Source organism: Stutzerimonas stutzeri (assembly GCF_002890895.1).
Classification (GTDB): Bacteria; Pseudomonadota; Gammaproteobacteria; order Pseudomonadales; family Pseudomonadaceae; genus Stutzerimonas; species Stutzerimonas stutzeri_AB.
This window is the reverse complement of sequence record NZ_POUL01000014.1, coordinates 1-19,103: the sequence shown is the minus strand read 5'-3', so window position 1 is coordinate 19,103 and position 19,103 is coordinate 1. Positions and strand designations below refer to the sequence as shown.

18 protein-coding genes are annotated in these 19,103 nt (G+C 63.6%); 8 read left to right on the top strand and 10 right to left on the bottom strand.

What is annotated here, in order from left to right:
* Nucleotides 1-16: 16 nt before the first annotated feature.
* Together CXK96_RS19460 and CXK96_RS19455 are read right to left on the bottom strand one after the other, a co-directional pair.
* Nucleotides 17-538, bottom strand: a complete 522-nt coding sequence (locus CXK96_RS19460; protein ID WP_102838079.1) for a diheme cytochrome c — start codon at nt 536-538, stop codon at nt 17-19.
* A gap of 9 nt (nt 539-547) precedes the next feature.
* On the bottom strand, nt 548-952 hold the full coding sequence (locus tag CXK96_RS19455; protein WP_102838078.1) for a DUF1924 domain-containing protein: 405 nt from the start codon (nt 950-952) through the stop codon (nt 548-550).
* Between the two features lie 141 nt (nt 953-1,093).
* On the opposite strand from CXK96_RS19455, the gene CXK96_RS19450 reads away from it, so the two are divergent.
* A complete protein-coding gene (locus CXK96_RS19450; RefSeq protein ID WP_102838077.1) occupies nt 1,094-2,647 on the top strand; it encodes a 2Fe-2S iron-sulfur cluster-binding protein in 1,554 nt (517 codons plus the stop codon).
* 28 nt (nt 2,648-2,675) lie between these two features.
* Here CXK96_RS19450 and CXK96_RS19445 read toward each other — a convergent pair whose 3' ends face one another.
* From CXK96_RS19445 to CXK96_RS19435, 3 genes are all read right to left on the bottom strand, one after another.
* Nucleotides 2,676-2,921, bottom strand: coding sequence for a hypothetical protein (locus CXK96_RS19445; RefSeq protein ID WP_102838076.1), 246 nt, complete (start codon nt 2,919-2,921; stop codon nt 2,676-2,678).
* 72 nt (nt 2,922-2,993) lie between these two features.
* Nucleotides 2,994-4,082, bottom strand: coding sequence for a tRNA (uridine(54)-C5)-methyltransferase TrmA (trmA, locus tag CXK96_RS19440; protein ID WP_102838075.1), 1,089 nt, complete (start codon nt 4,080-4,082; stop codon nt 2,994-2,996).
* A 287-nt stretch (nt 4,083-4,369) separates the two neighbouring features.
* A complete protein-coding gene (locus CXK96_RS19435; protein ID WP_045430412.1) occupies nt 4,370-5,665 on the bottom strand; it encodes an NCS2 family permease in 1,296 nt (431 codons plus the stop codon).
* 342 nt (nt 5,666-6,007) lie between these two features.
* Here CXK96_RS19435 and CXK96_RS19430 point away from each other — a divergent pair, with 342 nt between their 5' ends.
* The 4 genes from CXK96_RS19430 to CXK96_RS19415 all read left to right on the top strand — a co-directional run bounded on the left by CXK96_RS19430 (nt 6,008) and on the right by CXK96_RS19415 (nt 10,552).
* Nucleotides 6,008-6,610 carry a nucleotidyltransferase family protein gene (locus CXK96_RS19430; protein WP_045430408.1) on the top strand — a complete coding sequence of 201 codons (603 nt, stop codon included), beginning with the start codon at nt 6,008-6,010 and terminating at the stop codon, nt 6,608-6,610.
* 224 nt (nt 6,611-6,834) lie between these two features.
* Nucleotides 6,835-7,368, top strand: coding sequence for a (2Fe-2S)-binding protein (locus tag CXK96_RS19425; RefSeq protein WP_102838074.1), 534 nt, complete (start codon nt 6,835-6,837; stop codon nt 7,366-7,368).
* Nucleotides 7,365-8,351, top strand: a complete 987-nt coding sequence (locus CXK96_RS19420; RefSeq protein WP_102838073.1) for an FAD binding domain-containing protein — start codon at nt 7,365-7,367, stop codon at nt 8,349-8,351. Before CXK96_RS19425 ends, CXK96_RS19420 begins: the two co-directional genes overlap by 4 nt.
* Nucleotides 8,348-10,552, top strand: a complete 2,205-nt coding sequence (locus tag CXK96_RS19415) for a xanthine dehydrogenase family protein molybdopterin-binding subunit (RefSeq protein WP_102838072.1) — start codon at nt 8,348-8,350, stop codon at nt 10,550-10,552. Before CXK96_RS19420 ends, CXK96_RS19415 begins: the two co-directional genes overlap by 4 nt.
* A gap of 100 nt (nt 10,553-10,652) precedes the next feature.
* On the opposite strand, the gene CXK96_RS19410 is transcribed toward CXK96_RS19415, so the two are convergent.
* The 4 genes from CXK96_RS19410 to CXK96_RS19395 all read right to left on the bottom strand — a co-directional run bounded on the left by CXK96_RS19410 (nt 10,653) and on the right by CXK96_RS19395 (nt 14,110).
* Nucleotides 10,653-11,879 (bottom strand): MFS transporter, encoded by a 1,227-nt coding sequence (locus CXK96_RS19410; RefSeq protein ID WP_102838140.1) that lies wholly within the window; start codon nt 11,877-11,879, stop codon nt 10,653-10,655.
* Nucleotides 11,880-12,161: 282 nt separating this feature from the next.
* Nucleotides 12,162-12,551: a carboxymuconolactone decarboxylase family protein gene (locus CXK96_RS19405; RefSeq protein WP_102838071.1), complete on the bottom strand. Its 390-nt coding sequence runs from the start codon at nt 12,549-12,551 to the stop codon at nt 12,162-12,164.
* Nucleotides 12,552-12,608: 57 nt separating this feature from the next.
* Complete coding sequence (locus CXK96_RS19400; protein WP_102838070.1) at nt 12,609-12,986, bottom strand: MerR family transcriptional regulator; 378 nt, start codon at nt 12,984-12,986, stop codon at nt 12,609-12,611.
* Nucleotides 12,983-14,110 (bottom strand): methyltransferase, encoded by a 1,128-nt coding sequence (locus tag CXK96_RS19395; RefSeq protein WP_102838069.1) that lies wholly within the window; start codon nt 14,108-14,110, stop codon nt 12,983-12,985. The genes CXK96_RS19400 and CXK96_RS19395 overlap by 4 nt, the downstream gene beginning before the upstream one ends.
* 222 nt (nt 14,111-14,332) lie before the next feature.
* Here CXK96_RS19395 and CXK96_RS19390 point away from each other — a divergent pair, with 222 nt between their 5' ends.
* A complete protein-coding gene (locus CXK96_RS19390; protein WP_102838068.1) occupies nt 14,333-15,109 on the top strand; it encodes a ferredoxin--NADP reductase in 777 nt (258 codons plus the stop codon).
* A gap of 13 nt (nt 15,110-15,122) precedes the next feature.
* On the opposite strand, the gene CXK96_RS19385 is transcribed toward CXK96_RS19390, so the two are convergent.
* A complete protein-coding gene (locus CXK96_RS19385; protein WP_102838067.1) occupies nt 15,123-16,043 on the bottom strand; it encodes a choline sulfate utilization transcriptional regulator in 921 nt (306 codons plus the stop codon).
* Between the two features lie 112 nt (nt 16,044-16,155).
* Between CXK96_RS19385 and betC the strand changes: the two genes are divergently transcribed.
* Entirely contained in the window at nt 16,156-17,661 is a 1,506-nt protein-coding gene (betC, locus tag CXK96_RS19380; protein ID WP_102838066.1) for a choline-sulfatase, read from the top strand.
* Between the two features lie 107 nt (nt 17,662-17,768).
* Entirely contained in the window at nt 17,769-18,656 is an 888-nt protein-coding gene (gene choX / locus CXK96_RS19375; protein ID WP_256061682.1) for a choline ABC transporter substrate-binding protein, read from the top strand.
* Nucleotides 18,657-19,103 lie beyond the last annotated feature (447 nt).

The following is a 19,103-nucleotide window of genomic DNA, read 5'->3' as shown; positions in this document are numbered from 1 at the left end:
GAAAAGGGGGTGGCGCTCAACGCGGGATCTTCACCTTGTCGTCATCGAAGTCGCCGCGCTCGGCGTCGCGGTGGCAGGCCACGCAGTTGGCGCGACCGCCAACGGACTCCCGTGCGAACTTGGCTTCGCTGACCTCGTCGTGCTTGCGTTCGAACCAGCGGGTCTGGCTGATGCGTGGCGGCTCGCCAGCAGTCGACGAGCGTTCCACCGGCAAGCGGTTGCTCTCCGACGCACGCAGCAGGAAGTCGAGGATCTCGCGCTCCTGTTCGGGGTCAAGCGTGGCATTGCTGCCGTAATGCTCATCAAGCGTCTGCATTTGCTGGCGCCAGGCCTCGGCCGGCAGCAGGCCCGGCGGGTAGAGCATGTGACAGGCGGCGCATTCCTCCTTCCATACCAGTGATGCGTCGCTCGGCACCGCCAGGCGCTTGGGGCGCTTGTAGCTCTGGTGATCATGGTCGTTGTCATCGGCAAGGCTGAAACCGGTCAGTGCCAGGGCGGACGTCAGCCCGGCGACGGCCACGATGGATGCGATCTTCATGGCGCGCTCCTATTTGATGCTGTCGATCCAGCTGATGAAGTCGCCTTTTTCTTGCGCCGTGCATTCGCGGGCGAAAACGTCGTCGCAGTTGCGGCGGAACCACTTTTCAACTTTCTTCAGGTCGGTGAAGCGCTCGGGATTGGCGGCCGGCGCCAGCGGATCGACCTTGCGGTGAGCGGGCGTCTTGCCGGGTTGGCGCGGGTCGGCAGTGTGGCAGGTGGTGCAGCTCATGGTCTTGCCGTTGCGCTGCTCCTCGGCGAAGTACAGCGCCTTGCCGCGCTCGGTGGAAAAGCCGTTGAAGTTCGAATCCTGCTGACGGGCTTGCGCGGCGTAGCCGGCCAGCAGAGGATGTTCGGAACCAGCTAGCGCTGGCAGGCTCAGGCAGCAGGCGAGCGCGATGAGGTGGGCTTTCATGGTGCGGTCCTCCAGGATGGATGAGCGCAGCCTAGGCGCCCCGCCTTACGCCAAGCTGAATCTAGCCAGGTGATGGCATTCAGCTTGGCTTCAGCTGCGGGGCATACAAGGGAGGCATTCCCTATACCGAGGATTGCCGCCGTGGCTGCCTTCAACCGCTTTCGCTTGTTTCACTGGTTACTGGCCGGTTTCTTTCTTGGCGTCTATCTGAGCGGCGACGACGCAGAGCTGCTGCATATCTGGCTGGGCTATGGCCTGGTGGCATTGCTGATGTGGCGCCTATTGATTGTGCCGCTGCGCCTGCGCGGTTTTCCAAAGCTGCTGCCGCCGAAGGGGCAGCGCCGTAAGCCCGGCCTGTCGGCAATCGGCAAGTGGCTGACGGTCGGCGCGCTGGCGAGCTTTGCGTTGGCCAGCCTGATTGGGTTGGGGATGGTCGATAACGGCGACGTGCTTGGCGCATTGCCCGGCGTCGGCGCGGAGGTGTTCGGCGCCGCCAGCGACATCGACTTCATCGTCTGGCTGGATGAACCCGACGAAATGCACGAATTATTCGCCAACCTGGGACTGTGGCTGATCGGCCTGCATGTCGGTTACGTGCTGCTGTTTCGCCGCAAGATGGTGTGGCCGATGCTGCGCGGCCCGTCCTCGGCAGGACCGGCGCAGAGCCCGAGCACGACGTTGTCTGCCCCCGCCCCCGTATCAGGGGAGTTCACCCGCCTGCGCATCGCCTCATGCCAGGCCGAAACTGCCGACAGCTGCTCGTTCATACTGCAGGTGCCGGTCGCCCAGCGCGTAGGCTTTACCGCGCAGCCGGGGCAGTTCCTCACGCTGAAGGTGCCCTGTGGCGAGATGCCGCTGCTGCGCTGCTATTCGCTGTCGCAGCGGCCGCAGGGTGATGGCGCGCTGCGCATCACCGTCAAGCGCGTGCCTGGCGGGCGCGCATCGAACTGGCTGCTGGATACCCTGCAGGCGGGCGACTGTATCGAGGCGCTGCCGCCGGCCGGCCTGTTTGTGCCGCGCAACCTGGATGACGATCTGCTGCTGCTCGGTGCAGGCAGCGGTATCACGCCGCTGATGGCGATCCTGCAGGCGGCGCTGGTCGAGGGTAGCGGGCGGGTGTGCCTGTTCTGCGCCAGCCGCGATGCCGCTTCGCTGATCTTTGCCGAGGAGCTGGCTGAATGGTCCGCGCGATATCCCGAGCGCCTACAGCTTTGCATCTGGCTGGATGCAGAACAGGGCGTGCCTAGCGGCCCGGCCATTGCCGCGATGATTGCCGGTTGGGCTGCCGCCGACGCCTTTGTCTGCGGGCCGCAACCGTTCATGAACGCCGCCAGCGCCGCGCTGAGTGAACTGGGCGTGGAGGCCGCTCGCATCCATCTGGAGCGTTTTGGTACTGCTGTGTCGGCCGCCGCGCCGGGCGCACGGCGGAGTCGCCTGAAGGTGGCGCTCGACGGCCGTCATTATGAGCTGGATGTACGGCGCGGTGAGGTGCTGCTGGAGGCGATGGAACAGGCTGGCCTGCAACCACCGAATGCCTGCCGCTCGGGCGTCTGCGCCGTATGCAAATGCCGGGTGGTGGAAGGCAGCGTAAGGATGCGCAGCAATCAGGTGTTGAGCGAGCAGGAAGTACATCAGGGTTGGGCGCTGGCTTGCCAGGCCGAACCGAGGAGCGCCGAACTGCAGGTTGAGTACTGACGAGCGGATCTGCGAGTCCTAAGGCGGGTTACGCCTCAGCCTTGTCCACTTGGCCGGCCGCAAAGGCCAAGACCATGCCGCGGCCTGGCGGCGCGGAAATCGCTGGTCGCTCGCCACCCTGCGGCGCGGTGTGGCGAGGCGGGGTCAACGCTCCGTCATCGGCAGCTCGTGTGGCTGCCAGGCTGTCCACGAGCCGGGTCTCGATGTCATAGACGATGCGCAGGCCTTTTTCGCGCGTCGGGCCGGGGCTGCCGATCGGCTCGAGCATCAGCACCTATGCATCTCCGTAACGGCCGGATGGTGACAGAAGTAGAACGCCGACGAGTTGCCGGCGTTTACCCGGTGGTCATTTGCGAACCAACAACACACCCGATTCCATGTGGTGGGTGTAGGGGAACTGGTCGAACAGGGCGCAGCGCTCGATGCGGTGGGTGTCGTGCAGCTGGGCGATGTTCGCCGCGAGGGTTTCCGGGTTGCAGGAGATGTAGAGGATGCGCTCGAAGCGGCGCGTGAGTTCGCAGGTGTCCGGGTCCATACCGGCGCGGGGCGGATCGACGAACACGCTGCCGAAGGCGTAACTCTTCAGGTCGATGCCGGCTAGGCGGCGGAACGGGCGTACTTCGTTCAGCGCCTGGGTCAGTTCCTCGGCCGACAGGCGAACCAGGCTGACGTTGTCGATGCCATTGTCATCGAGGTTGGCCAACGCGGCGTTCACCGAAGACTTGCTGATTTCGGTGGCGAGCACCTTGGGCACCCGGGTCGCCAGCGGCAGGGTGAAATTGCCGTTGCCGCAATACAGCTCGAGCAAGTCGTCGCTGCGTTCGCCTAGCGCCTCAAACGCCCAGTTCAGCATCTTCTGGCATACATCGCCGTTGGGCTGGGTAAAGGCGCCTTCGGGTTGTCGATAGCTGAAGGTGCGTCCGGCCACGGTCAATTGCTCGGTGACATAGTCGCGGCCAATGACGATGCGCTTGCCCTTGGAGCGGCCGACGATACTCACGCCAAGCTTCTCAGCGAGCTGTTCAGCTTCGGTCTGCCAGGCGTCGTCCAGCGGGCGGTGATAGGCGAGGGTGATCAGCGCGTCGCCGGACAGGGTGGTCAGAAACTCGACCTGGAACAGCTTGAAGCTCAGCGTTTCACTGGCTTGCCAGGCGGCCTTGAGCTGCGGCATCAGCTCATTGATGCGGCGACTGGCGATAGGGAAGCTATCGATCAGGATTGGCGTGTGCTTGTCGCCCTGCTCGAACATCGCGTAGTGACGCTGGCCGTCTTCGCGCCACAGGCGGAACTCGGTGCGCAGGCGATAGTGCTCGCGCGGTGAGTCGAAGACGTCCGGCGCGGGTGCGTCGAAGGGCGCCAGCAGTTCCACCAGCCGCGCGGCTTTCTCGGCGAGTTGGGCGTCGTAAGTGGCGGGATCGAACTGCGGAGCGCTCATGAGGACCCTTGGAGTGGTAAGTAAATCGTAGGGTGGACCGGGGCGCGCAGCTGGCGCTTTATCCATCCACCGTCGCCGCATGAAAGGTGGATGAAAAAAGCGTCATCCACCCACGCAACCGGAGGGCGCGGATTGTACGGTCGTCAGCTCGGGTTGTCAGGACCGCTCGGGTCCTGCTCGGGGCTGCTTTGGTGGGCCGAAGCGGAGCGCCGCCCGGCCCACCCTAAGTCGTCCCGAACGCAGGCACCGGCCGGACGGGGTTCCGCTGCAACGGCAGGACGCGGCTGTCAGCCGGCGAACCAGCCCAGCTTGATCACGAACAGGATCGACAGGATCCACATCGCCGGGCTCAGGTCGCGCCAGCGGCCGGCCAGCAGCTTGATCGCGGTCCAGGCGATAAAGCCGAAGGCGATGCCGTTGGCGATGGAGAAGGTCAGCGGCATGGCCAGGGCGGCAATGGCCACCGGTGCGGCGACGGTGAGGTCTTCCCAGTCGATGTTGACCAGGCTGCTCATCATCAACACAGCAACAAACAACAGTGCCGGTGCGGTGGCGTAAGCCGGAACGGCGCCGGCCAGCGGGGCGAAGAACAGGCTGAGCAGGAACAGCAGGGCGACCACGCACGCGGTCAGGCCGGTGCGGCCACCGGCGCTGATGCCGGCGGCGGATTCGATGTAGCTGGTGGTGGTTGATGTGCCCAGGGCTGCGCCGGCCATGGTCGCGGTGCTGTCAGCCAGGAGGGCGCGGCCCAGGCGAGGCATGCGACCGTCCTTGTCCAGCAGATTGGCCTTCTGCGCCACGCCAATGAGCGTGCCGGAGGTGTCGAACAGATCGACGAAGAGGAAGGCAAAGATCACGCTGATCAGGCCAATGTCCAGCGCGCCCATGATGTCCAGTTGCATGAAGGTCGGCACCAGCGAAGGCGGCATCGACACGACGCCGTTGAGCTCGGAGAGGCCGAGGACGATCGACAGCACGGTGACCACCAGGATGCCGATCATCACCGCGCCGGTGACCTTGCGGTAGGCCAGGGCGGCAATCAGGAAGAAGCCCAGGCAGGCCAGCAGCGGGCCGCCGGCAGTCAGGTCACCCAGGCCGACCAGCGTGGCCGGATTGTCGACGACGATGCCAGCGTTCTTCAGCGCGATGATCGCCAGGAACAGGCCGATACCCGCCGCGATGCCCGAACGCAGCGCCAGCGGAATGCTGTGGATGATCCACTCGCGGATCTTGAAGATCGACAGCAGAAAGAAGATCGCACCGGACAGGAACACCGCACCCAGCGCGGTCTGCCAGGTGTAGCCCATGGTCAGTACCACGGTGTAGGTAAAGAAGGCATTCAGGCCCATGCCCGGCGCCAGGGCGATCGGGTAGTTGGCGACCAGGCCCATGATCGCCGAGCCGATGGCCGCGGCCAGGCAGGTGGCGACGAATACCGCGCCGTGATCCATGCCGGTTTCGGCGAGGATGCTCGGGTTGACGAAGAGGATGTAGGCCATCGTCAGGAAGGTGGTGAGACCGGCGAGGATCTCTGTGCGCAGCGTGGTGTTGTGCGCCTTGAGTTGGAACAGCTTCTCCAGCATTTTGATTCCTCTTCTTGCCGGTCGATGATGCGTTGGGGTTGTCTCTCTGGACGACTTGCTCGTTACAGCAAAGCTTATCCGGGCGATGCTCGCAAAAGCGGCGCATCTTACACCGTCGTTCCAGCCGGTTGAATGTGATTAGAGTGACCCGTCAGTTCTGCTTCGTTGGGCTCTGCCACCTCTAAGGCTGGCGCCTGTCCAAAGAGCCAACGGGTGCATCACGCGCCTGTGTCTACGCTGCGGTTTTCGAGGGTGAGATGTTCAAAAGATGCAGCCAAGAGTTCAGGCAGCCAGGTAGTCGAGGCCGCGGCTGGAGCGGAACCACCGCAAAGGAGCCTGTCTATGCCTGAGCCGATCATGGGGCTGTGCACGCTGGTGTTGGCAGCCGGGCAGGGCAGCCGTTACCGCGAGCTTGTCGATCAAGACAAGTTGCTCGTGCCCAGTCGTGATACGCCTGCTGCACCCGGCGTGCTGGCCTCGACGCTCGAGTCGCTGGCAGGGGTCACGGAGCGACTGGTGGTGGTCACCCGCGAGGATAATCTTGCGCTGCGCGCGTGGCTTGATCAGCGGGCCGGATCGTTCGGTGCCGAGGTCTTTACGGTGCGCAGCAACGGCCTGGGCCACAGCCTGGCGCAGGCCATTGCGCAGTATCCGGCCGAGCAGGGCTGGCTGGTTGCGCTTGGCGACATGCCTTATATCCGCCGCGAAACCATCCGTGGCATTGCCGCTGAAATCCGCCAGGAGCGGCTGGTGGTGCCGCGCCATGTCGGGCAGCTTGGTCATCCGCGAGGCATCGGTAGCTGCTACCGCTCTCAGGTAATGGCACTCGACGGCGATCGCGGCGCGCAAGCCTTGTTCAGCGCGGGCCCAGTCACCGAAGTCGAGGTTGATGATGTTGGTGTGCTGCAGGACATCGACCGACCGGAGGATCGCCGAGACGCCTGAGGCCGGCGTGGTGCCGATCAGCGGTCGGTGCCTCGCGGGCTGCGGTTGGAGGGCCCAGCACAAACCTGTCGGCCCCTTCCGGTTCCTTCCGGCCCATCAGCTGAACGTTTTTTCCGACGTGGCAGTCGTACCCCTAAGCGCACGGACAGCGCACCTAATGCCTGAAGTTTTCGGCGATCCTGCATAGAACAGGCAGCCGAAGACTCCCAAACCGTGAGGCTGCCATGAGCGAAACATCTACCGCTGCAGGTGGGATTTCCGCCTGTTCCATTACCCTCCAACTGAACGGCCAGCGCCGCGAAGTCGAGGTCTATCCCTGGACCACACTGCTTGATCTGCTGCGCGAACAACTGCACCTGACCGGCACGAAGAAGGGCTGTGACCACGGCCAGTGCGGCGCCTGCACCGTGCTGCTCAACGGCAAGCGCATCAACAGCTGCCTGACCCTGGCCGTGATGCATGACGGCGCCCAGCTGACCACCATCGAAGGGCTGGCTGAGGGCGAGGCGCTGCACCCGATGCAAGCCGCCTTCGTCAAACACGACGCCTTTCAGTGCGGCTATTGCACGCCCGGGCAGATCTGCTCGGCGGTGGGCATGGTGGCCGAAGGACGGGTGCAATCGCGCGATGACCTGCGTGAGCAGATGAGCGGCAACGTCTGCCGCTGTGGCGCCTATCCGAACATCGTCGCAGCCATCGAGGATGCGACCGAAGAGACACGCGAGCGGCTTGCCGGTGCGAAGGAGGTGACGCCATGAATCCCTTCAGCTATGCACGCCCAAGCAGCGTCGAAGAAGCCATCGGGCAGTTCCGGCCGGACAGCCGTTACATCGCCGGCGGCACCAACCTGCTCGATCTGATGAAGGAAAACGTCACCCGTCCGTCGCAGCTGATCGATATCACCCAGCTACCCCTGGCGGATATTGAAGAGACGCCCGAGGGCGGTCTGCGCATCGGTGCGCTGGTCAGCAATGCGGATCTGGCCTGGCATCCGCTGGTGGAAGCCCGCTATCCGCTGCTGTCACAGGCGATCCTGGCGGGCGCCTCGCCGCAGTTGCGCAACATGGCCACCACCGGCGGCAACCTGCTGCAGCGCACCCGGTGCTACTACTTCTACGATGCCACCACACCGTGCAACAAGCGCGAGCCCGGTACCGGCTGCTCGGCGCGCGACGGGCTCAATCGCATCCACGCGATTCTCGGCCACAGCGACGCCTGCATCGCCGTGCATCCCTCCGACATGTGCGTGGCGATGGCGGCACTGGAGGCAGTGGTGCATGTGCAAGGGCAGCGCGGCGAACGGCGCATTCCCATGGCCGACTTCCACCGCTTGCCAGGCCATACACCCGAGCAGGACAACACCCTGGTCGATGGCGAGCTGATCACCGCGGTCGAGTTGCCGCCACAGGACTTCTCCGCGCACAGCAGCTACCTCAAGCTGCGTGATCGTGCCTCCTATGCGTTTGCCCTGGTTTCGGTCGCTGCTGCACTGGAGATGGACGGCGACAGCATTCGCAGTGCCCGCATCGCCATGGGCGGCGTGGCGCACAAGCCTTGGCGCAAGGCGGAAGCGGAGGCGGCGCTGGTTGGCAAGACGGCTGACGCGGCCGCGTTCAGCGCCGCTGCCGACATTCTGCTCGAGGGTGCCAGCGGTTTCGAACACAACGCCTTCAAGATCGAACTGGGCCACCGCGCCATCGTCCGCGCCCTGACCGACGCCGCCAAAGGAGCCGCCCAATGAAACCAGCCAATTCCCCGTTCGGGCAGCCGCTCAACCGCGTCGATGGCCCGCTGAAAGTCACGGGCCAGGCGCATTACGCCGGTGAGTTCGATGTGCCCGGCCTGCTCTATGGCAGCGTGGTCAACAGCAGTATCGCGCGTGGTCGGGTCGTCAGCATCGACGCCAGCGCGGCCGAAGCGGTGCCAGGCGTGGCGCTGGTGTTGACCCACCAGAACCGTCCGCCCATTGCGAGCTACGACGACCCTTACGAGGACGACGATGCTGCCGATGGCTCGCCGTTCCGACCGCTGTTCAACGACCGTATTCTCTACAGCGGCCAGCCGATTGCGCTGGTCGTGGCGGAAAATCTCGAGCTGGCCCGTTACGCCGGCAGCCTGGTGCGCGTCGAGTACGAGCGCGGGCCCCATCACACCGACCTGCTCAGCGAACTGGAAACCATGCACAAGGCACCGGCTGACCTGCCGGAGCCGCGCGGTGATGTGGACAGCGCCCTGGCCAGCGCGCAGTTCAAGGTGGATGTGCAGTACACGACGCCGGTCGAGCACCACAATCCGATGGAGCCGCATGCCTCCACGGTTCACTACTTTCCCGAAGGCAACCTGGAGATCTACGACAAGACCCAGGGCGTGCAGAACTGCATGCGCTATCTGGAAGGCGTGTTCGACATGGAGGGCAAGATCCGCATCCTCTCGCCGTTCGTTGGCGGCGCCTTCGGTTCCGGCTTGCGTCCTCAGTACCAGCTGACGCTGGCGGTTATGGCGGCGCTCAAGCTCAAGCGTTCGGTGCGTGTCACGCTCAAACGCCAGCAGATGTTCACCTTTGGCTATCGTCCGCGCACCGTGCAGCGGCTGTCGATTGGCGCAAACGCCAGCGGAGAACTGCAGGCCATCACCCACCAGGCGATAGGTCAGACGTCCAGCTTCGAGGATTTCACCGAGCATGAGGTCGAGTGGTCCGGGATGCTCTACAAGTGCCCGAACGCCAGGCTCGACTATCAACTGGTGCCACTGGACGTCTACACGCCGCTGGATATGCGTGCGCCGGGCGCGACCATTGGCGTCTACGCCCTGGAAAGCGCCATGGATGAACTGGCCTACGCAGCGAACATCGACCCGCTGCAGTTGCGCCTGACCAACTACTCCGAGCGCAATGCCAACGAGGACAAGCCGTATTCCAGCAAGGAGCTGCGCCAGTGCTACGAGCAGGGCGCCGAGCGCTTCGGCTGGTCACGCCGCTCGATGGCGCCGCGCTCCATGCGCGATGGCAACCAGCTGATCGGCTGGGGCATGGCTACCGGGGTGTGGGAGGCCATGCAGATGCCAGCCGCCGCTAAGGCGTGCATGGAGCCCGACGGTCGGCTGGTGGTCAGCAGCGCCACCTCCGACATCGGTACTGGCACCTACACCGTGATGACGCAGATTGCCGCCGCGGCGATGGGCCTGCCGATGGAGCAGGTCGAGTTTCGCCTGGGTGATTCGAACCTGTCGCAGGCGCCGCTGGAAGGCGGCTCCTTCACGGTGTCGTCCGTTGGCACAGCCGTGCAGCAGGCGTGTGAAGGGCTGCAGGCGAAATTGCTCGACGCAGCGCAGCAGGCGCCGGTATCGCCTTTTACCGGGGCCAAGCTTGAGGATGTCGAGTTCGTCGACGGTCAGATGCGCTTGAGGGCCTCGCCAGAACATTGGGTCGAGTTGGCGGAGATCATCGCTGCCAACGGCGTGATCGAGGCGGAAGTCAGCGCCAAGCCGGGCGAAAAACGCAGTGAATACTCGATCTCTACGCATTCGGCGATCTTTGTTGAGGTGCGTGTGGATGAATCATTGGGCACGGTGAAAGTGAGTCGCGTGGTCAGTGCGGTAGCGGCCGGGCGCGTGGTCAATCCGAAGACAGCGGGCAACCAGATCACCGGCGGTGTGGTGTGGGGTATCGGCCAGGCGCTGCATGAGGAAACCATGATCGACCACAACCTCGGTCGTTACATGAACCACAACCTGTCCGAGTACCATGTCCCGATCAATGCCGATATCAACGATATCGACGTGTTTTTCGTCGAGGAGAAGGACGAAATCGTCAACGCGCTGGGCTCCAAGGGCGTCGGCGAAATCGGCATCGTCGGTGTGGCGGCGGCGGTGGGCAACGCCATCTTCCACGCCACCGGTAAGCGGGTCCGCGATCTGCCGATCACTATGGACAAAGTGTTGTAACCGGCCAGCCACGTGGAAAAGGCTGCGCCGTTTTCCACCCTACGGTTGGCAGGCAACGGCTGTAGGGTGGAAGACCGCGAAGCGTCTTCCACCGAAACCGCTAATCCAGATCCCGATGTAGCTGGTCGCGGTTGGCCAGCGTCGGGAACAGCTTCATCCAGGTGCCGGTGATAAGCAGTGTGCCAACGCCACCGAGCACTACTGCCGGCACCGTGCCGAACCAGTGCGCCGTCAGGCCGGACTCGAATTCACCGAGCTGGTTGGACGCGCCAATGAATAGCCCATTGACTGCACTCACCCGGCCGCGCATCGCGTCCGGCGTTTCCAGCTGCACGAACGCCCCGCGGATCACCATGCTGATCATGTCCGCCGCGCCGAGAACGGCGAGCACGCCCATCGAGAGCCAGAACGAGGTCGACAGGCCGAAGGCGATGGTGGCCAGGCCGAACACTCCGACAGCGGCGAACATCACTCGACCGACGCGCTTGTTGATCGGGTAGCGCGCCAGCCACAAGGACATCAACAGCGCGCCCACCGCGGGTGCCGAGCGCAGCAGCCCGAGTCCCCAGGGGCCGGTGAGCAGGATGTCCTTGGCGAACACCGGCAACAGCGCAGTGGCGCCACCCAGCAGCACGGCGAACATGTCCAGCGAGATGGCGCCGAAGATGTCCGGTCGGCTACGGATGAAACGCATCCCCGCGAGCAGGTTGTCCATGGCCGGGCCGGTTTGCTTCGGTGGGGCCGGGCGTTTCGGCAGGCTCAGCATCAGGCTGCAGGCGAGGGCGAACAGCAGCGCGACCGGGCCATAGACCCACAGCGGACCGATGGCGAAGAGCAGGCCGCCCAGTGCCGGCGCGACGATGGTCGCCGTTTGCATGGCCGAGGATGAGGCGGCCACGGCAGCGGGAAACAGTTGGGTGGGCACCAGGCTGGGTAACAGCGCCTGGGTGGCGGGTCCTTCAAAAGCGCGCGCGCTGCCCAGCAGAAAGGCCAGCACGAAGATCATCTCGCGGGTGACTCCGAGCCCACCGGCACCGAGCACCAAGGCCAACGCAATCAGGCCCTGCAGGGCCTGACACAGTGCCGCGACACGGCGGCGGTCGAAGCGGTCGGCGACGTGACCGGTCCAGAGGATGAACAGCAGGCGGGGAAAGAACTCGGCCAGCCCAACCAACCCGAGATCCAGCACGCTCCCGGTCAGCTCGTACATGTGCCAGCCAATGGCCACGGCCAGCATCTGGAAGCCGCTGGCGGTGAACACGCGAGCAAACCAGAACTTGATGAAGGGGCGTTGGTGGCGCAGCAGGAGTTTGGCGTGTATGGACATCAGGTCGAGGCGCAAGGTGGGCAGTGGCGCAGATTAGCATTCAGTCGCGGTGGCGCTTTGAGGGAATCTGCCTGTTGAAAGCCGCGCAGTGAGGACGAACGGGGTTTTGCTTTGGCCCGTCAGCAGTCGAGACAGGTTGCTCTGGTGAGCTGAAGCCCACCCTACTTAGAAGAATAGTCGTCGAATTTCCGCCGTACGGTGGGCTTTAGCCCACCGTAGACGAGTTTTGGTGTCCGTGGCGGACTGGGTTCACCAATGCGCATGCAATTCAGGCGTCGGGCTTCATTCAGGCAACAACCCGCGCTCTGCAAACACCGCCTTGGCGGTCGCCATGCCATTAAGCGCGGCAGGGAATCCGGCATAGACGGCCATTTGAATGATCACCTCGACGACCTGCTCCGGGGTGCAGCCGACATTCAGCGCGCCGTGGATGTGTACGGCCAGCTGCGGTTGGCAATGGCCGAGCGCGGTCAGTGCTGCGACCGTGGCGAGCTCACGCTGGGGCAGGTCGAGGCCGGGGCGCTGGTAGATATCGCCGAAGGGGAATTCAATGACGTAACGGGCCAGATCAGGGGCGATGGCTTGCAGGCTGTCAATGACCTTGCGGCCGGCTTCGCCGTCGACCTGCTCGAGCTTGGCCAGGCCTTCGGTATAGCGGATCGATGCAGGCATGAATCAGTCCTCTCGGTTGGGTGAGAGGAAAGCCTGCAGGTTGGAGTCGACTCTAAGTCAAGCGGTTGTTTGCTGGCGATACAACTCGATCTTTTTCTGCAGCGCATCAAGGTGCTCACGGTCGCGCTGGAGACGTTCCTGCAGCTTCGCGGCGTGGGCTTCGAGCAATGCCTGACGCGCCTCAAGCGTGGAATCGCCAAGCTCGCGCAGACCGGCGTAGCGGATGATGTCGTCCAGCGCCATGTTCGTTTCTTTCAGACGCAATATGAAACCGACCCATTCCAGATCGCGCGGGCCGTACACCCGGCAGCCGCTGGCGTCCCGAGCGATATGCCGCAGCAGGCCGATCTTTTCGTAGTAACGCAGGGTGTGGGCGGAAAGGCCGGTTTGAGCGGCAAACTGCTGCACACTCATCCGAACCGGTGCGTCTGTCATGGCTTGATCGCCCGCAGGATCACGAATTTCGGCGTCGCCGCGACCTGCTCGACCTTGCCAAACAGCCGCTTGAGCTTGAGGTGATAACCGAGGTGGCGGTTGCCGACGATCCATAGCTCGCCGCCTTTGCACAGTGCCGTTTTGGCCTGGGTGAACATGCGCCAGGCGAGAAAGTCGCCGACCACCTGCTGCTGATGGAAAGGGGGATTGCACAGCACCAGATCCAGCGAATCCATCGGCTGCTCGGCCAACCCATCGCCGGCACGGATGTCGGCGGGGCGGTCGCCGTGGATGGCCTGCCAGTTTTCCCGCGCCGACTGCACCGCCATGTAGCTCTCGTCCACCAGCGTCATCTGTGCTTGCGGATTGCCCAGCGCGTAGACGATGCCGAGCACACCGTTGCCACAGCCGAGGTCCGCCACGCGCAGGTTGCCGAGCGCCTTGGGCAGATGCGGAAGAAAAGCCCGAGTGCCGATATCGAGGTCTTCGCGGCAGAACAGGTTGGCGTGGTTGAGCAGCTCGAGGGCTGGCTGATCGAGGCGGTAACGGGTCGGGTAGGGCGAGTGCGGTACGGGCTTGTCTTCGGGCGTTGCAATCAGCAGACGCGCTTTCTTGACCGCCAGCGAGGCCTGCACCGGGCCGATGTATTTCTCCAGCAGGTCGCCGGCTGCGCGCGGCAGATGCTTGATCATTGCGGCGGCGATCACCTGAGCACCTGGCGCCAGCTGGCCGTGCAGCCGGATCAGCTGTTCCTCCAGCAAGGCAAGGGTCTTCGGCACGCGGATCAATACGCGGTCGAACGGACCCTGCGCCACTTCACTGGCTGGAACGAACGTCACGGCGTCGTCGGCCAGCGCGTTGCGCTGCAGGTTCTTTTCCAGCGCCAGGTGTGCCAGGTGCGAATCGCCGCTGCTGGTGACCTGTACATGCTGCGCCAGCGCACAGGCCAGGGCGCCGAAGCTGTCGTTGAGGATCAGCACCCGCGTTGTCGCAGCCAAGCCTTGCTCGTGCAGCTGCGCCAACAGGTATTCGTCAGCCGCATCGAACGCCTGCAAGGGTTCGTTGGGCTGTTCGGGCTGGCGGACCAGGTCGAGGCGGGCGTATGGCGTTTCGAGAATAGGCATAAGAACTGGCGGTGTTTATAGGCGTCGGAATGGAGTATCAAGGTCCCAGGCCGCGGAAAAACTAACTGCGTTGGCAATACTGCGTTAGAACCAGCCTCAGAATGCTCATTTAGAAAAACTAAACTCCGCTTCTTCGGCTGTTTCTGCCTTGTCTTGCCTGCCTCGTCTACGTTTTTCCACGGCCTGGGCACGTGGTTCGCCCAAGTTCGGAAGGAGTGAAGTATGACCGCCAGCGAAGAGAAGTTCACCCGCCAGCGTCTGCTCGAGGTGCAGACGCTGACGCCCAATCTGTTCACCTTACGTACCACCCGCGATCCCGGCTTTCGCTTCAACGCCGGGCAATTCGCGCGCCTGGGCGTCCGTAAGCCGAGCGGCAGCATTGTCTGGCGCGCCTACTCGATGGTCTCCGCGCCGCACGATGAGTTTCTCGATTTCTTCTCCATCGTGGTGCCGGGCGGCGAATTCACCAGCGAGCTGAGCCGCCTCGAACCCGGCGACGAGTTGCTGGTGGACAAGCAGGCGTTCGGCTTTTTGACCCTCGACCGCTTCATCGACGGCCGCGACCTGTGGCTACTCGGCACCGGTACCGGCATCGCGCCGTTTCTTTCGATCCTGCAGGACTTCGAAGTCTGGCAGCGGTTCGAGCGGATCATTCTGGTCTACAGCGCGCGCACGGCATCGGAACTGGCGTATCAACAGCTGATACGCGACCTGCCTCAGCGCGATTACCTGGAAGGGCTCGGCTCGAAGCTGACCTACCTACCTGTGGTGACCCGCGAGCAGGTGCCTGGCGCGCAGCACGGTCGCGTCACCACGCTGATCGAGAGCGGCGAGCTGGAACGGGCCGCCGATCTGAAGCTGGAGCCGGAGCACTCGCGGATCATGCTCTGTGGTAACCCGCAGATGATTGAGGACACCCGCACCCTGCTCAAAACACGCGACCTCAACCTGAGTCTGACCCGGCGGCCGGGTCAGGTGGCGGTGGAGAATTACTGGTGACAGGCCGGCGGGATCAACGCTCGGGTCCGTCTTCGATCAGTTCGGCCTGTAGCCAGGTCACGAAGCTGCTGATCAGGCGCTGGCGCCGTTTGCGCTCGGGCAGCACGACGTAATAGCCGAACTCGGTTCGCACGCTTTCGCTGCAGACGCGGCAAAGCAGACCCTGCGCCAGGAGTTCATCGACCAGATGACGCCAGCCGATGGCGACGCCCTGGCCAGCGATCGCCGCCTGAATCAACAGGGTGTAATTGTCGAAGCGCAACATGCCCGAACCTGGGTTCCCGGTGATCCCGAGCGCGCGAAAAAGGTTGCTCCAGTCGAGCCAGCGTGAGCGGCTTTCCGGTCGCAGGTGCAGCAGCGGCAGCCGCGAAAGCGCCGTCGGCGCCAGAGGCGTGGTCTCATTTTTCAGCAGCAGCGGGCTGCAGACGGGATAGACCTCCTCGTGAAACAGCAGATGCGCCTCGCCATGCCTGGAGCGGCCGTCGCCGAAGACGATGGCTACGTCGGTTTCCGAAGGCAGCACGCCCAGCCCACGCTCGCTGGTCACCAGGCTGACGTCCACCTCCGGATGCAACTGGTGAAAACGCTCCAAGCGCGGCATCAGCCAATACGCGGCGAAGGCGAAGTCGGTCGCGACCTGGAGCACCTCATGCTGCTGCTGCGCGGTGACCGCGGCAAGGCCAGCGTCCAGCGTGCCCAGACCCTGCTGTACATAGCTCAGCAGCAGCTCGCCGGCCTCGGTAAGGACGATGCCGCGATAGACGCGGTCGAACAGGCGAACCGCCAGCTGCTGTTCCAGACGCTTGATCTGCTGACTGATCGCCGGCTGTGTGCTGCCCAGCTCCAACGCGGCGGCGGTAAAGCTCTGTTGACGTGCAGCGGATTCGAATACCCGCAGCGTGTCCAGGGCGATGTGGTCGAGACGGTTACGCATAAGCTTTGCTTATCCTAGTCATAGCGCGTGGCCGGGTTTACCGCAGAGTTTAAGGGTCCAGACTCTGTATGACGCAATCTCGCATAAAAACAAGGCATGGACCGTTCGCACTATGAAGCGCCCCAACATCCTATTCATCATGGCCGACCAGATGGCCGCTCCCATCCTGCCGATGCATGACCCGGCGTCGCCGATCAAACTGCCGCATCTCTCGCAACTGGCCGCCAGCGGCGTGGTGTTCGATTCGGCCTATTGCAACAGCCCGCTCTGCGCGCCCTCGCGCTTCACCCTGGTCAGTGGCCAACTGCCCAGCAATATCGGCGCTTACGACAATGCCGCCGATTTTCCTGCCGACGTGCCGACCTACGCGCACTACCTGCGGCGGCTCGGTTATCACACGGCGCTATCCGGCAAGATGCACTTCTGCGGTCCTGACCAGCTGCACGGCTACGAGGAACGGCTGACCAGCGACATCTATCCGGCCGACTATGGTTGGGCGGTGAACTGGGACGAGCCAGAGGTACGCCTGAGCTGGTACCACAACATGTCGTCGGTGCTGCAGGCCGGCCCCAGCGTGCGTACCAACCAGATGGATTTCGACGAAGAGGTGGTGTTCAAGGCGCAGCAGTACCTCTACGACTTCGTTCGCTCCGATAGCCACCAGCCGTTCTGCCTGACGGTCTCGATGACGCACCCTCACGATCCCTACACAATTCCCGAGGAGTACTGGAACCGCTACCGGGAAGAGGACATCCCGCTGCCGCGCCAGAACATCGCACAGGACGAGCAGGACCCGCACTCGCAGCGCCTGCTCAAGGTCATCGATCTATGGGGCAAATCGCTGCCCGAACAGAAGATCAAGGACGCCCGCCGCGCTTACTTCGGCGCCTGCAGCTACATCGACGACAACGTTGGCAAGCTGCTGAAAACGCTCGAGGCGTGCGGCCTGGCCGAGGACACCATCGTGGTGTTCTCCGGTGACCATGGTGACCAGTTGGGCGAGCGGGGCCTCTGGTACAAGATGCACTGGTTCGAGATGGCCGCTCGCGTGCCGCTGATCATCCGTGCCCCGGGAATCGATCCGGCACGGATCGGCGCCTCGGTGTCGACCGCCGACCTGTTGCCGACCCTGGTTGAGCTGGCGGGCGGCACGCTGGAGGCCAACCTGCCGCTCGATGGTCGCTCGCTGCTGCCGCACCTGACCGGCCACGAGGGCCATGACGAGGTGTTCGGCGAATACATGGCCGAAGGCACTCTCAGCCCGCTGATGATGATCCGGCGCGGCGCCTACAAATTCATCTATTCGGAGCAGGATCCCTGCCTGTTGTTCGATCTGTTCAACGACCCACAGGAGCGCGAGAACCTGATGAACTCCGCCGATCACCAGGCGCTCGCCGACGCCTTTCTGGCCGAGGCGCGGCAGCGCTGGGATATCCCGGCCATCCATGACCAGGTGCTCGCCAGCCAGCGCCGGCGGCGTCTGGTCAGCGAAGCGCTGAGCCTGGGCAAACTGACCAGCTGGGATCACCAGCCCTGGGTCGATGCCAGCCAGCAATACATGCGTAACCACATCGACCTGGACGATCTCGAGCGTCAGGCTCGCTACCCTAGACCCTGATATACAGCGCCGCTGCCCTCAGGCCGCGCGATACGGAACCCTTTCGATCAGAGAGAAGGCAGAAGGACATGAGAAAAACGATAAGTGCAGTCATTGCCGGCAGCGTGATGTTGGCCGCCACGGGGCTTCAAGCGCAGGAAGACAAACAATGCGCCACGGTGCGTCTGGGCGATCCGGGCTGGAGTGATATTGCCGTCACCAATGGCATCGCCAGCCTGCTGCTCGAGGGCCTCGGTTACAAGCCGAAGGTCATGACCCTCGGCGTGCCGATCATCTTCGCCGGGCTGACCAAGGATCAGCTCGATGTCTTCCTGGGCAACTGGATGCCGGCGCAGCAGGACAACTACGACAAGTTCGTGGCCAGCGGTGAGATCGACGAGCACAGCGTCAACCTGACCGGTACCGAATACACCCTGGCGGTACCGACTTCGGTGTGGAACGAGGGAGTAAAACGTTTCGAGGACCTGGACACGCACGCCGAGCTGTTCGACAAGACGATCTACGGGATCGCTGCCGGTGCGCCGGCGAATCTGTCGATCCAGAAGATGATCGAGCAAGACGAGTTCGGGCTGGGTGACTGGCGGCTGGTTGAATCCAGCGAGCAGGCGATGCTGGTGCAGGTCGGCCGCGCGGTGAAGCGCGACAAGGGCGTGGTCTTTCTCGGCTGGACGCCGCACCCGATGAACGTTCAGTACGACATCAAGTACCTCAAGGGTGGCGAGGCTTATTTCGGTGAGAGCGGCACGGTCAATACGCTGGTGCGCAAGGGCTATGCCGCACAGTGCCCGAACGTCGGCAAACTGCTGAGCAACCTCAAATTCACCCAAGAGATGGAGAACGCCATCATGGATGAGGTGCTGGCCAGAAACGCCAGCAACGAAGCGGCGGTGAAGGCCTGGGTCAAGGCTCATCCCGAGGTGCTCGAAGGCTGGCTGCAAGGCGTCACGACCCGAGAGGGTGAAGACGGATTGGCCGCAGTGAAAGCCTCGCTCTGAGGTGTGCTGCGTGCTGGTCGGATGCGTAAGGCGGGCAAGCGGGGCTCGGCATCTGATGTGGCCGTCCCGGCACCGTCAGCTTCGTAGGGTGGGTCACGCATCACCGATCCACCAGGCGGTGGCGGAGGTGGATGAAAAGAGCGTCATCCACCCTACGTTATGGACGCTTGGTTAAGCGTTGCCTGATTACTCGACGTACGCGGGAGCTTGGATAAGCACCGCGAAGCGTTTCATCCATACCAGGGCAAGAGCAGTTTCGCAGGGTGGATCACGCTTCACCGATCCACCGGGCGGTGGCAGAGGTGGATGAAAAGAGCGTCATCCACCCTTGTATCTCGACTACCACGCTATGTTGGGGTGATAGTTCCCGACTGATCATCGGGGGAAGGCCAGGAAGCCGTATCCACCCTTAGGCTTTGAGCCTGCGACGTAGATAGCGCTGCGGCC